Annotated in this window: 13 protein-coding genes and 1 other RNA gene; 8 read left to right on the top strand and 6 right to left on the bottom strand. The window is 22.2% G+C overall.

Features of this window, described 5'->3' with window-relative positions:
- Positions 1 to 5 precede the first annotated feature (5 nt).
- Complete coding sequence (gene tsaD / locus ACXX84_RS00160; RefSeq protein ID WP_458572701.1) at positions 6 to 953, top strand: tRNA (adenosine(37)-N6)-threonylcarbamoyltransferase complex transferase subunit TsaD; 948 nt, start codon at positions 6 to 8, stop codon at positions 951 to 953.
- 8 nt (positions 954 to 961) lie between these two features.
- Here tsaD and ACXX84_RS00155 read toward each other — a convergent pair whose 3' ends face one another.
- The 5 genes from ACXX84_RS00155 to ACXX84_RS00135 form a co-directional block, all read right to left on the bottom strand.
- Complete coding sequence (locus tag ACXX84_RS00155) at positions 962 to 1,804, bottom strand: deoxyribonuclease IV (protein WP_458559492.1); 843 nt, start codon at positions 1,802 to 1,804, stop codon at positions 962 to 964.
- A gap of 25 nt (positions 1,805 to 1,829) precedes the next feature.
- Positions 1,830 to 2,606 (bottom strand): Nif3-like dinuclear metal center hexameric protein, encoded by a 777-nt coding sequence (locus ACXX84_RS00150; protein WP_458559491.1) that lies wholly within the window; start codon positions 2,604 to 2,606, stop codon positions 1,830 to 1,832.
- Complete coding sequence (locus tag ACXX84_RS00145) at positions 2,599 to 3,930, bottom strand: RNA polymerase sigma factor (protein WP_436359056.1); 1,332 nt, start codon at positions 3,928 to 3,930, stop codon at positions 2,599 to 2,601. The genes ACXX84_RS00150 and ACXX84_RS00145 overlap by 8 nt, the downstream gene beginning before the upstream one ends.
- 77 nt (positions 3,931 to 4,007) lie before the next feature.
- Complete coding sequence (gene dnaG, locus ACXX84_RS00140; protein ID WP_436359057.1) at positions 4,008 to 5,735, bottom strand: DNA primase; 1,728 nt, start codon at positions 5,733 to 5,735, stop codon at positions 4,008 to 4,010.
- Positions 5,736 to 5,748: 13 nt separating this feature from the next.
- The gene (locus ACXX84_RS00135) at positions 5,749 to 7,113 is read right to left on the bottom strand and encodes a glycine--tRNA ligase (protein WP_436359059.1); all 1,365 of its coding nucleotides are present in this window, start codon (positions 7,111 to 7,113) and stop codon (positions 5,749 to 5,751) included.
- A gap of 57 nt (positions 7,114 to 7,170) precedes the next feature.
- Between ACXX84_RS00135 and ACXX84_RS00130 the strand changes: the two genes are divergently transcribed.
- Together ACXX84_RS00130 and ACXX84_RS00125 are read left to right on the top strand one after the other, a co-directional pair.
- Complete coding sequence (locus ACXX84_RS00130; protein ID WP_436359061.1) at positions 7,171 to 7,824, top strand: uracil-DNA glycosylase; 654 nt, start codon at positions 7,171 to 7,173, stop codon at positions 7,822 to 7,824.
- 9 nt (positions 7,825 to 7,833) lie between these two features.
- Positions 7,834 to 8,589: a hypothetical protein gene (locus ACXX84_RS00125; RefSeq protein ID WP_436359063.1), complete on the top strand. Its 756-nt coding sequence runs from the start codon at positions 7,834 to 7,836 to the stop codon at positions 8,587 to 8,589.
- Between the two features lie 16 nt (positions 8,590 to 8,605).
- Here ACXX84_RS00125 and rnpB read toward each other — a convergent pair.
- Positions 8,606 to 8,887: RNase P RNA component class B (rnpB, locus tag ACXX84_RS00120), an RNA gene on the bottom strand.
- Positions 8,888 to 8,968: 81 nt separating this feature from the next.
- On the opposite strand from rnpB, the gene ACXX84_RS00115 reads away from it, so the two are divergent.
- From ACXX84_RS00115 to mnmA, 5 genes are read left to right on the top strand one after another with little or no spacing between them, the layout of a single operon-like run.
- Positions 8,969 to 9,469 (top strand): MAG0490 family ComEA-like DNA-binding protein, encoded by a 501-nt coding sequence (locus ACXX84_RS00115; protein ID WP_458557657.1) that lies wholly within the window; start codon positions 8,969 to 8,971, stop codon positions 9,467 to 9,469.
- A complete protein-coding gene (locus tag ACXX84_RS00110; protein WP_458559558.1) occupies positions 9,394 to 10,749 on the top strand; it encodes an MAG0480 family ComEC-like protein in 1,356 nt (451 codons plus the stop codon). The genes ACXX84_RS00115 and ACXX84_RS00110 overlap by 76 nt, the downstream gene beginning before the upstream one ends.
- Before the next feature lie 2 nt (positions 10,750 to 10,751).
- A complete protein-coding gene (gene holA / locus ACXX84_RS00105) occupies positions 10,752 to 11,681 on the top strand; it encodes a DNA polymerase III subunit delta (RefSeq protein ID WP_436359067.1) in 930 nt (309 codons plus the stop codon).
- 34 nt (positions 11,682 to 11,715) lie between these two features.
- Entirely contained in the window at positions 11,716 to 13,254 is a 1,539-nt protein-coding gene (locus ACXX84_RS00100) for an alpha-amylase family glycosyl hydrolase (protein WP_436359068.1), read from the top strand.
- 60 nt (positions 13,255 to 13,314) lie between these two features.
- Positions 13,315 to 14,430 (top strand): tRNA 2-thiouridine(34) synthase MnmA, encoded by a 1,116-nt coding sequence (mnmA, locus tag ACXX84_RS00095; protein ID WP_458572712.1) that lies wholly within the window; start codon positions 13,315 to 13,317, stop codon positions 14,428 to 14,430.
- The last annotated feature ends 4 nt before the right edge of the window (positions 14,431 to 14,434 follow it).

Genomic DNA, 14,434 nt, shown 5'->3' with positions numbered 1-14,434 from the left:
GAAAAATGACAATATTAGGTATAGAAACTTCGCACGACGACACATCTGTAGCTATTTTAAAAGACGGTAAAATACTTTCTAATATTACATTTAGTCAAATCAAAATTCATGCTAAATATGGAGGTACAATTCCGGAAATCGCTTCAAGAGAACATGTTAATAATATAGCTATTATTTTAGAAGAAATAAAAAAGATAATAGACTTAAATGAAATAGATTATATAGCATTTACAAAAGAACCTGGCTTAATTGGTTCTTTGCAAATAGGGAAATTATTTGCAGAAGCAATTTCATTAATTTTAAATAAACCTTTATTTCCGATAAATCATTTAAATGGTCATTTTTTTTCTGGTGCAATAGATAATAAAATAATTTATCCAGCTATTTCCCTTTTAGTCTCTGGGGGACATACTCAAATTTTATATGCTAAAAATCCTAAGCAAATAGAAATAATTGGCGAAACTTTAGATGATGCAGTCGGTGAGGCGTATGATAAAATAGCTAGAAAATTAAATTTATCCTTTCCTGGTGGACCAATTATTGATAAAATATATTTCGATAATATAGACAAACAAAGTCAATTTATTAATAATATAAAAATTTCAAAACCAAAAACAGAAGGAAAATACGATTTTTCTTTAAGTGGTATAAAAACACAAGTTATAAATATTATAAATAACTTTGAAAATAGAAAATTAAATATTCCTGTTGAAGAAATAGCTTATTCTTTTCAAAAAACTATTGTTGATTATTTAATAGAAAAGATAAAAATGGCAATTGAAGAATTTCAACCTAATTCTATAGTTCTTGCAGGTGGAGTTTCTGCTAATAAACATTTAAGAAATGAATTTGTTAAACTACATTCAAATTCTATAATTCCTAAATTGGAATATTGCACTGATAATGCTGCTATGATCTGTAAGGCAGCAGAAATTTTGATAAAAGAAAACTAGGGTAAAACCTAGTTATTTTTATTTTCTTTATCTAGCAGAAAAGCAATTTCTTTATCATAAATTGGTCCTTCTTCTTTTCAAGGAGTCTCTAATATAATAGGTATATTATCAAATAAAGGATCGTGTACAATTTTTTTAAGAATTTCTTTAGGAATAAAACCTTCTCCAATGTTTGCGTGTCTATCTTTGTGCGAATTTAAAGGATTTTTCGAATCATTGAGATGAATAACTTTTAAATGTTTTAAAATATTTTTTTGTTTTAATTCATTTATAAATTCGTCATAATTTTCCAAATTATAACCTGCATCTCAAATATGACAGGTATCAATGCAAATTCCTGTTCTGGGATTATTCACTTCATTCAAAACAAAAAGTAATTCTTCAAAGTTAATTCCTACTTCAGAACCTTTTCCAGACATAGTTTCAAGTATAATTTCTACATTTTTTGTATTATTTAAAATAAAAGTTAGGGATTTAATTAACTGTTTAAGTGATTCTTCTCTAGAAAATGTAGTATGGGAACCAGGGTGTAAAACTAAATATTTAGCACCTATATAATTCATTCTTTCTATTTCTTCTATTAAAAATTTATTAGCAAAATCAGCTTTTTCAGGATTTGCTGGATTAGTTATATATGGTGCATGTACCACTATGTCTTCTGGTTTTATTATTTCTTTATAGTCTTTTAAATATTCAAATAGTTTGTAGTTAGAAACATTTGTTCTTAAAGTTGTTTGTGGTGCTCCTAAATAAATCATTGTGCAATTTGCACCATTTTTTATAGATTCTTCAATTGCTCCATATAAGTAATTGGGTTTTTTGAATGAAACGTGTGATCCTAATTTAATCATATTTTTCCTTTTAATTTTTAAATTATTATATATTTATTATAAATTCATTTTCCAAATATTTTTCTACTTTTAAATTGGTTAAAGATTTTTTTATTATTTTATACATAAAATCAATATTTGCTTTTTCAATTGAGTGCGGAACTACCAATAAATCAATTTTTAGATTATTGATTGTTAACAATTCATTTCATTTTAAGTCTGAAGTGATGTAAAGAGCTTTATTTTTAATTACTTTATAAGTTTCTAATATATTTTCAATACCAGCAGCTCCTGGCAAAATTACAATTTTTTTAATTTTTTTATTTTTTTGCAAATTTGTTTGCAAATTATTTAAATTTAGCATATTTTTAATTTTGTTTATCAATTCAAAAAAAGAGATTTCGCTTTTTAAATTAACAATAGAATTAAATTTATTTACAGGAGTTAAATCACCTTCTAAATTGATTTTTTCAAGTATAGATTTAACACCGCTATTTGGTAAAAAATCCAAATTGGTATGAATTGAAAAAACATTAATTTTATATTTCTTTATTAATTTATGCATTGATTTTTTGTAAGGTTCTTTTTCAAAAGTGTTTTTTAAATATCCTTTATAAAAAAGAAAAGTGTGATAAGTTAAAATAAAATTAAAATTGTTTTTTATCGCATAATCTAATGCTTTTTTAGTTAAATCTAAACAAATGAGAACTTTAGAAATTTCATTATCAAAAAAGTATGAAAACCCTACCTTATCTCAATCTTCTTTAGAATTTTGAGGGAAAATTGAATCAAGAAATAAAGAAAATTCTTTTGAATTATTCACCTTGGTAATAATCTTTTAATTTTCTTTTTTTCTGAGTTATTTTTAATTTTCTTAAAATTTTTGATTCAATTTGTCTTATTCTTTCTTTTGAAACACCTTTTTCATTAGCTAATTCTTCTAAACTATGTATTCTATATCTTTCTCCGTGTTCGTTTTCACCAACACCAAATCTTTTCATTATTAAGATTCTTTCATCTTCATCTAGATTTTTATGAAGCATTTCTTTTAAAATTTGTTCCAATTCTTTTCCTGAAGCAAAATCAACAGGAGAAATTACAGTTTCATCTTTTATGAAGTCAGAAAAGAATGAATCATCTTCCTTACCAATTGGTTTATCTAATGAAATTGGATCAATATTAATTTTTCTAATATATTGAACTTTTTCAGCTGTAAAATCATCTTCCATTTTTTCAGCAATCTCTTCATCTGTTGGTATTCTTCCTAAATTTTGATGTAATTCTCTTTCAATTTTAGTCAATTTATTAATTGTTTCTACCATATGAACAGGAACTCTTATGATTCTTGCTTGATCAGCAACTGCCCTTGTTATTGCTTGTCTAATTCATCAAGTTGCATAGGTTGAGAATTTATATCCTTTTTCAAATTCATATTTTTGAACGGCTTTTAAAATCCCTGAATTACCTTCAGAAATTAAATCTATAAAGGATAAACCCCTATTTTTGTATTTTTTGGCATTATTTATAACCAGTCTTAAATTTCTATTAATTAATGTGTGACGAGCTTTTCTACCTTTTCTACCACCTTCTTTAATTTGCTTAGCAAGAGCAATTTCTTCATCTTGGCTTAATAATTTTCCATATTTACCAATTCAACGCATATATCATTTTATAATATCATTAGTTTCGGTTAGTTTATTTCTGTATTGAGAATCGTTTAAGTTAAAATCTTCTTCAAAAATTTCATCATCTTCCATAGATAAAACATCATCAGAATCATAATCTTTTAATTCTAAATCATCAATTTCATCGATATCATCAAAATCAACATCTTCATCAGATATCTTTTTATTTTTAGTTCTTTTTTTAGATTTAGATATTTCTTTTTCTATCTCTTTTTCATTTATTTCGTCAAAATCACCTTTATCACTTTCGTCATTTAAGATTTTTTCAGAAATTAAAACTGGAAGCAAGTCCATTGCTTCATCTTCATCTATAGAAAGTTTTTTTGCATATAAAAATTTAAAAACTTCATCTTGAGTAAGAAAAGTTTTATCTTTTTTCTTCTTTTTTTGTCTTGCTAACTCTTTTTGTAATGCATTTATAATTGTTGTGTATGAATTTGATAAGTTTTTATCTTTAGCCATTTGTCACCTTAAGTTTTTTAGATTTTAATTAAATTTATCAATTAAAAAGTATAAAAAATTATACCATAAAAATGATTTTATTTATTCAATAATGAAATAAATGATAAAATTTTTTCATCAATTTTTTCTTTTTCATCTATATCGGAACAATTTTCTTTTTCTTTTTCTAATTCTTTTATTATATTCTGTATCTTGAATACTTTTATTTTTTCATTGATTTTTTTGTAATTGTTAATTAAAACATTTAAATCATTAAGATCTTTTGCATAAGTTTCTATAAATAATTGACTTTCATTTAGAGCTTGTGTTTTTTCTTGAACTGTTTTATATTTAAGAATTTTATTAATATTTTTTTTATCAGAAACAAGAAGATTGAATTTTTCAGAATTTTGCATAAAATTTTTTTCAATCTCTTCTATAAGACAAATGGAAGTTATTATTTGTTTTCTTATTTTTTCTACATTACTCTCTAAATTTAATACTTTTTTTTGTTTATTTGGGTTTTGATTATAATTTGAAAAACTTTTGTATTTTATTTCATTGTTTTGGAGATTAAAAATTTTAGGATTTATGTTTAATTCTCTTTCAATTTTTTCTAAAATAAAGGATTTTTCTTTATAATCAGCTAAAACTAAAAAATCTTTAAAGTCTTTTATAAAATTATCAACTGATATAAAATCATTTTTATCTACATTAATAATCATTTCTTTATATAAAAAAGAAAGGGGTGATATTCTATTATTAAGCATTTCCTTGAGTTTTTCTTGTCCAAAAATGTTTAAATATTCATCTGGATCATAGTTTGTATCATTTTTAATGATTTCTACTTTTATATTATTTTTTAATAAAATTTTTAGAGATTTTTTAGTAGCTTCTACACCAGCTTTATCGCCGTCTAAAAGTAGAATTACATGTTTGTTTAGCAACAATTTAATATGTTCTTCAGTTAAAGCAGTACCCATTAATGCAACGGCATTTTTTATGTTTGCTTTATAAAGAGCGATAACATCCATGAATCCTTCACAAATTATTAATTCATTTTTTGTTCCTAAAAAATCAATCGCATTTTTATAATTAAAGAGTATTTTTGATTTTGAAAAAATTTTATTTTGAGCTGAATTTAAATATTTAACTTGATTACTTTTATCAGAAATAACTCTTCCTGAAAATCCTACAATGTTTCCAAATTGATTTTTTATAGGAAACATAATTCTGTTTTTAAAAAAAGAGTTTTCGTTTTCAGTTATAAGTGATGCATTAATTAATATGTCTTTTTGGTTATTTTTTAAAGATAAAAGTTCAATAATTTTATTATCATTTGGAGCGAAACCTAATTCAAAAACCTTTATTATTTCGTCATTTATAAAGCGATTTTGAATAAAACTGGAAATTTCAAAATTACTTTTTTGTTGATTTAATAAGAACAATTTAAATAACATATTGGCATCTTCATTTGCTTTAATTAATTTTTGTTCAAACTCATTATATAGGGGTTTATTTTCAAAAGAAGACATTTCATCCAAATTCAAATTTAAGTTAAAATTTTCGTTTAAGTATTTTAGTGCGTTGGTAAAAGAAAAATTATTAAATTTTATTACAAAATCTAGAACATTTCCTGATTCTTGACAACTAAAACATTTAAAAATTTTTTTAGAAGGAGAAATAGTTAATGATGGTTTGCTATCTTGGTGAAATGGACATATGGCCAAATAGTTATTTCCTCTTTTTTCTAAAGGTAAAAAACTGGAAATAACTGAAATTATATCCAATTCAGTTATTATTTTATTTACTAATTCTTTATTCATTTACCTTCCTAATTTATTTAATATATTTTTTAATATCTGCAATGAAAATTCTCTCTTGCTGCATTGTATCTCTGTTTCTAATAGTTACTTTATTATCGTTTAAAGAATCATAGTCAAAAGTTATACAATAAAAAGTTCCTATTGAATCTTGACGACGATATCTTTTACCAATAGTTCCACTTTCATCGAATGAAGCACTTATATTATCTTCTATTAATGAATTAAAAATTTCCATTGCTTCTTTTGATAATTTTTTAACAAGAGGAAGAACTGCTACTTTATATGGGGCGATATCTTTATTTAATTTTAAAACTATTCTTGTATCATTATTTTCTATATTTTCTTCTTCATAGGCATCTACAATTAAAGCTAAAAGTAATCTATCCATCCCAATAGAAGGTTCGATAATATGCGGAATGTATTTTTTATTAGTTACTGGATCTAAATATTCTAATTTTTCTCCTGAAAAATTACTGTGTGATGTTAAATCAAAATCACCTCTATGTGCAACTCCGAGTAATTCACCTCAACCAAAAGGGAATAAAAATTCTACATCACTTGTTGCTTGAGAATAATGAGCTAACTCTTCTTTAGAGTGTTCCCTAAATTTAATAGATTCTTTCTTAATTCCTATATTTAAAAGGAAAGCTCACACTTTTTCTAAATAATTTTTGTATATTGCTAGTGAATCTTCTGGAGAACTAAAAATTTCAAGTTCCATTTGCTCAAATTCCCTAGTTCTAAAAATAAAATTTCCTGGAGTTACTTCATTTCTAAAGGATTTACCAATTTGTCCTACTCCAAAAGGAATTTTCGCTCTCATTGTTCTTTGTATATTTTTAAAATTAACAAAAATTCCTTGTGCTGTTTCAGGTCTTAAATAAATTTTATCTTTTTTATCTACTACAACTCCTTGATGAGTTTCAAACATAAGGTGAAATTGTTTAATTTCTCCTCAATCTGTTTCACTATTATCATAGTTTTTAACGTTATTTCTTAAGTGTTTTGTAATTTCTTCATTTGATAATTTATTGACATTTATTTCTGGAAAAAGTTCTTCCATAATGTGATCAGCTCTATATCTTTTGTTATTTTTTTTATTTTCTATTAATGGATCGGAAAAATTTGAAACATGACCTGATGCTTCTCAAACTTTTGGATTCATTAAAATTTTAGAATCTAATCCATAATTTTCTGGTATTTTAGTTATAAATTCTCTTCATCAAAAGTCCTTAATATTTTTAGAAAGTAGAACACCTAAAGGACCATAATCTCAAGTATTTGCTAAACCTCCATAAATTTCAGAACCTTGAAAAACAAAACCTGAATTTTTTAAATGATTTATTATATTTTGAATATTCTTTTCTTTATTACTCATAGTTATTAAATTATAATAAAAAAAGTGTTATTTTTATTTTTTATTTATAATTTTAATATGTTGAATCAAGAAGAAGTTTTTAATTTTTTAAAAAAAGAAAAAAGTAAAAAATATTTTTTGAATATTTGTGAAAAAATTGAAAAAGAATATGAAAAAGCAACTATTTTTCCTGATTATAAAGATATTTTCAAAGCTTTTGAAATTACAAATTTTAATGACTTAAAAGTTATAATTTTAGGACAAGATCCTTATCATACAGAAGGTTTTGCGGATGGTTTGGCTTTTTCAAGCAAATCTAAAAGAATTCCCTCATCGTTAAATAATTTATATAAAGAAATAAAAAATAGTTATCCTGATTTTCAAAGTGAAAATGGAAATTTAGAAAGATGATCTAAACAAGGTGTTTTATTACTAAATACTATTTTAACAGTAGAAAAAGGAAAACCTCTTTCTCATAAACATATTGGTTGAGAAACTTTTACTTTTAATTTTTTAAACTTTATTTCAAATAAACAAAAAAATCTAATTTTTTTATTTATGGGTAAAAAGGCTGAAGAAGTTATCCCATTAATTAATTTAGAAGATCAAATAATTTTAATAACATCCCATCCTTCGCCATTTAGTTACTCAAAAAGTTTAAAAAATTCACAAATTTTCAAAAAAATTAATGATATGTTAATAAATCTTCATAAAAATTCAATAAAATGATAAAATTTAATTATGGTAGTAAAACATAAAGTTGAAGTTAGATTATCAAAAACTGAGCATGAAATGGAAGATTGAATTGAAAATAACACTGAGTTATTTTGTAAATTAACTCAAATGGAATTTGCTGAACAATTTTTCATGAATACAGCATGTACGATAAGTCATTATGTAAAGAAAATCGGTTATGAAAATTATAAAGAATTTAGAAAAACAGTAACTGAAAACTATATAAAACAAAAGGAAAAAGATAAAAATCCTTTTGGAGATGCTTTATTTAAGACTGTAATTGGGTATGATTTAGATTTTTTAATTGAAGGATTAATGACTAATTATAAAAATTTACAAAAAATATTTTTAGTTTTAGAAAAATATTCAAGATTTCACCTTTTTAAATTAGGAGAAGATAACTATAATGTAAATGAATTTATAAAATTTTATTCTGAAATTAAAAGAAAAGAAATTATATTGAATTCTAATACAAATGTAATAATTGAAAATAATGTTATAAATGATGATATTTATATCATTTTTGATAATTTTTATGATGATTTTGCACTAAAGGGTTTTGTATCCAATTTACTTGAAAGAGATAAAAATATAATACTCTTTTCTTATAAAAAAGCATTTGTGAATAATGAAACATTAATTTTAGTAGATTTACAAGAAATATATGGAATAAGAAAAATAAGTCCTTATTTATTAAAAAATTCTTTTAATTTTATAAGCGACTTATTAGTGAATATTCAAAAAGAAAAACCAGTTAAATAAAAACTGGTTTTTTTGCATCTATAAGCCGCGTTCTGTACTTTATAAAAGTGTCAATTATTTATCTAGATTTAAAACCTCTTTATTTTTTTTCATTTCAAAAAATAAAGTTCCCCTACCTTAATTTGGGTTTCTAGCTCATGGAGTTTACCGCGTTTCACCTTAATTTAATAAGCTCGTCTCTGTGGCACTTGTCGTCTAAGCTTGGATTTATTAGATCCAACATGAACACTACTATCATCTCAGATAGTGCTAGCGCGGACTTTCCTCTACAATATATTTGCAGCAATTGACCAATGCTATATTATTTTAGCAAAATAAAAGCATTTTTCCTATTTTTTTCCTTTTTTTGACTTTTATCTCAAAAAAAGAAATATTTAATATGGTTAAGAAAAGAAAAAAATTTTTTATATCTTCCTTGTTGCTTTTTTCCTTGGTTTTGGTTGGTGGAGTTTCTTTCTTTATTTATAAGCAACAAAACAAGAAAAATTTCTTAAAAAAAGAAAAAGTTCTTTTAGAAATTTCAGGAGCTGTTTCATATCAAGGCGGATTATTTTTCGATAAAGGGGTTAAGTTAAGAGATGTTTTATTTAAATTTAATTTAAAACCTAATGCAGATATTAAAAAAATAAATCTTGAAGAAAAAATTATTGAAAATAAAAAAATTTTTATTCCTTTTATTGATTATAAAACAAAGAAAAAAATTAATAAAGTTACAGAAGAAGAGTTTAAAAAAGTTGGTATAAGAATGAATATAATAAAAAAAATAATACTTTTTTTAAAAGATAAAGATACAGAAAAACTAAAATGGGAAGATTTTTTAAAAATAAATGGATTAGGTGAAAAAACTCTAAAAATTCTGCAAGAAGAGTTTGAGATTTAATTTTATTAATTATATTTATTATTTTTCTTCAAATAAGTTTCACTTTTTTAAATTATTTATTTTTATTTTTTAATTTAATCATTTTTATATATTTTTTAAACATAAAATCAAAACTTTACATAACCTTTTTAATTTTATTTACCATTTACTTTTTTATTTTATTTTTTAGTCAAAATAGTGAAAAAAAGACTTTTGTAATTGAAAAAAATAATATTCAATTTTATAAACTATCGAAAAAAAGTTTCTTTTTTGATTTTGAATCTAGAAAAGTGCTTATTAATTATCCTGATATACAGGAAAATGCTTTATATAATGCAAAATTAGAAATAGCAAAAATTGAAAATAATAACGAAAAATTAAGTTGAAATTTATTCTTAAAATCTAAAAACATTTTATACAAAGTTCAAAAAGTGTTGTATTTAAATTTTCAAGAAAAACATTTTTCTTTTTTAGATAATATAAAACAATATATACTAAGTGGTAAAGAAAATTATGCAAAAATTGTTCCAATGCTTTTGATTGGAGAAAAAACAAATGAATCTAATGAAATAGTTAAAATTATTAAAGATTTATCTATTTATCATCTATTTGTTATTTCGGGATTTCATATTGGTTTAATAAATCTTTTCATTAAGAAAATTTTTAATTTTTTGAAAATTAAAGAAATCTGATTTTTTATTTTTTTCTTTTTCTTTTGTTTTGTCTATTTAATGATTTTAGATTTTTCAATTTCAAGTGTACGTGCTTTTGTTTTTATAATTTTTAATTATATAAATTTAAAATTATTGAAAAATAAATTTAATAGAATTGAAATTTTAATATTCATAGCTTTAATTTTTATAATTATAAATATTAATGTTATTTTTTCTGTCTCATTTATATTAACTTTTTTAATAACTTTAAATATTCTTTTTATTTTAGAGTTTAAAATAAAAAATAAATTTCTTAATATTTTATTAATTTCAATTAGCAGCAACATTATTGGTTTTTTAATTATAAACATCGTAGATTTAACACATTACAATATTTTATCTATATTAAATTCAGTAGTTTTCAGTCCTATTATTTCAATTCTTTATATTTTTTCCTTTATATTTATTTGAAATAAGGAGATATTGGACTTTATTTCGTTGGTATTTATTTATATAATTAAATGATTTTATCCTTATCAATATTATATAAATTTGAATTTTTCTTTTATAATATCATTAATTGTTATTTGTAATTATTTTTTAATTTTAAATATTATCAATTTTAAAAAAAATAAAGAAAAGGGGTAAAAATGTATTTTTTTTATGGTAATGAACAGTTTTTAATAAATAGAGAAATAAAAAAAATTATTTCCAAATTACCAAACCACAAAATCACAATTTGTTCTGGAATTTCTTTTGATCAATTGCTTGAAAAAATAGATTCTAAAGACATTTTTATTAATGAAGAAGTTTTAGTAATAAAAGATACTGATTTATTTTTAAATCCAGAAGTAAATAAATTAATAGATTTATTAAATTCCATAAAAATAAATAAAGAAAAAGTAATTATTTTTAGTTGTTTTTTTGAAAAAAAAGAGAGAAAAATAATAAATTCATCACTCTTTAAATTTTTATTGTCAAATTCTTTCCATAAAGAATTAAATAAAATAGATATTAAAGAAAAAAATGAATATATCAAAAAAATAATAAAAGCTAAAAAGGGAGAAATTTCAGAATTAGATTTAATATATTTAGCATCACTTTTACCAAATGACTTAATGTTTATTTCAAAAGAAATTGATAAATTGCTAATTTATAATACAGTAATTACTAAAACAAGTATTCAAAAATTGGTTTTTTTAACTGATCTAGACAATGATTTTGCATTAATAAATTCCTTATCAAATTTAAATATAGAGGAAATTTGAAAGGTTTATAAAGAAAAAACACTTGAAGGTTTTTCAATAAATAATTTAATTGGTCAAATATTTTCTTTTTTTAATGTTTTATTTCAAGTTATTCATTTTGACAATAAAAAAATTAGTGAAAAAGAACTTGCTGAGAAAATAAAAATTCATCCTTTTAGAATTAAAAAAGCAAAAGAATTTTTAAAAAATAATAGAAAAGATGAAAAGTATGTTTTTAACATAATTAAAAAATTATCTGAATTAGATTTTTTAATAAAATCAGGAAAAATGCAAGAAAAGGAAGGTTTTGAAACATTTTTAATTTATTTATAATTTTTAAACAAATTAAAATATAATTATTATTATAATGAGAAGCGAAATAAGAAAAAATTATTATGAAATATTAAATACAAAATTTTATGATTCAACATCTTCAGGTGTTGGGGATTATAAAGGGATATCTTCTAAAGTATCCTATTTTTCAGAATTAGGAATCGATGAAATAATCATTCCTTCTATTTTAGATAACTATGAAGAAATTAAAGATCCAAAATTTATTAAAATCCATTATGGAGATATTTTAGATTTTAAAGAAATGATAAGCATTTTTAAATCTAGAGATATAAAAGTAAATATGGTTTTTGATTTTAAAAAATCTGATAAATATTTTGAAAATTTTAGCAATTATAAAACAATTTATAGTAGCAAAAATAAAGAAGATTTACAGGAAATTAGTAAAACTTCTGAGTTTATAATGAAAAAAGATGTAACTAAAGTTATTGACTTAGAATGATTAAGAACTGAAAAAAAAGAAAAATTTAAAGAAATTATTAATTTTTATAATCAATTAGGAATTGATGGCATAGTTTTTAAAAATATTTTATATATAAATAAACCAGAAATTAATTATAATGAAAATTCTCATATTATAATTAACGACTTAATTGAAAATATAAAACTAATTAATAATAAAATTAAAATTTTTGCTTCTTTAGATTTTTCCTTTTATAAACATAATTTAGAGACGAATATATTATCAAATTTTAAATTTGATGAATTATTTTTAGATTATTATTCAGAATACTGACTTCACAAAAAATATCCAAATGATTATTTAACTAAGTATAATTGATTAAAAAACTTTCTTTTTTTTAGAAAAATATTGAAAACTAATATAAAAACTTCTTTTGTAATGAATAATGAATTTTATGGGAGAATAGCATCTAGACTTTGTGCTTGCAAAGACAAAGAAGAAATGCTTGCTTTTAAGAAAATGATTTTTTCTGTTTTTATTTTAAATAATCATAATAATTATTTTTTTCAAGGAGATGAAATCGGTCAGGAAAATATTATCTTCAAAAGCGAAGATGAACTAAATGAAAAAGATTTTAGTTATAGAAAAAGATTTTTAGAATACAAAGGAGTTACACCGGAATCTTATTTTAATGTTAGATCAAAGTTAAGTGCTAAAAATAATAATACATCTTTTGCTTGATTTGGAAATAAAGGGCTTGGATTTAATAAAAATGAAATAAATTATTTCAAAAAACCTGAAAATTATAAAAGCAATAATTTATATGATAATTTTACTAATGAAGAGTCTTTATGAAATTGAATTATTAAATTACTAAAATTTAAAAAATTATTTTTTAGCGATTTTGATAGTTCTAAAAATTTAAAAATTTCTTTAAATTTTCCAAGCATTTCAATTTTAAAATATAAAATTAATTTTATTAGAACTGAAATATTAATTCTTATTAATTTAACAAATAAAAACAAGTGATCAATCTTAAATTTAGAAAAATATAAATTAAAATATTCAAGTTCAAACTTGAAAGTAAATAATAAAAATAATATTAAGTTATCAAAATATCAAGTTTTAATTTTTGAAAGGGAAAAATATTAAAAATATAAAAATTTAAGCAAAATAGGCTTAAATTTAATATTTTTTATTATAATAGTGTTTATTATGGCAAGAGTTATTGTAGGATTATCTGGTGGAGTAGATTCATCGGTAGCAGCTCACTTATTAAAGGAGCAAGGTCATGAAGTTATTGGTGTATTTATGAGAAATTGAGATTCATTAATAAATAATGATATTTTAGGCAATGATTATAATCAAGAACAATGTCCACAAGAAAATGATTGAGCTGATGCTCAAGAAGTTGCAAAAAAATTGAATATACCAATATATAGAAAAGACTTTATTGAAGAATATTGAGAATATGTTTTTCAAGACTTTATTGAACAATATAAAAAAGGGAGAACTCCAAATCCTGATATTTTATGCAATAAATATATAAAATTTGACAAATTTTTAAATTTTGTTTTACAAGAATTTGAAGGCGATTTTATTGCTACAGGTCATTATGCAAAATCAGAAAATGGTTTTTTATTTAGATCAAAGGATAAAGAAAAAGATCAAACTTATTTTTTAGCTCAATTAAATAATTTTCAAATTTCTAAAACATTATTTCCACTTGCAAATTTAGAGAAAAAAGAAGTTAGAAATATTGCAGAAAAATTAGGTCTAATTACAGCCAAAAAGAAAGATTCTACAGGAATTTGCTTTATCGGAGAAAGGAATTTTCAAGATTTCTTGCAAAATTACATCCCTTCTCAACCGGGACAAATTGTTGATATAAGAAATAATAAGGTTGTTGGTGAACACATAGGTGCTATGTATTATACTTTAGGACAAAGAAAAGGGTTGCATCTTGGTGGTATGAAAGAACCTTTCTTTGTTGTCGGTCATAATATAGAAAAAAAGATTATTTATGTGGCTCCAGCATCAGAAAAAGAATGATTAATATCAGATAAATTAAAAGCAACTAATTTAAATTTAAATAATTGAGATTTTAATATGAATAACATCACAGCTAAATTCAGATATAGACAAGAAGACATTCCGGTTACAATAGAAATATCTGAAAATAAAGAAAATATAACTGTTTTTTATCCGCAAGGTTCTGAAGCTGTAACTCCTGGGCAACAAGTAGTATTTTACGATGGCGAAAAATGTCTTGGAGGAGCAATTATAGACAAAATATACAGAAAAAACAAGGAAATTAATTATTTATAATAAA

The organism is Mycoplasma sp. AC157 (genome assembly GCF_054343415.1).
The sequence above is the reverse complement of the archived record's forward strand: the minus strand, read 5'-3'. Positions and strand labels throughout refer to the sequence as shown.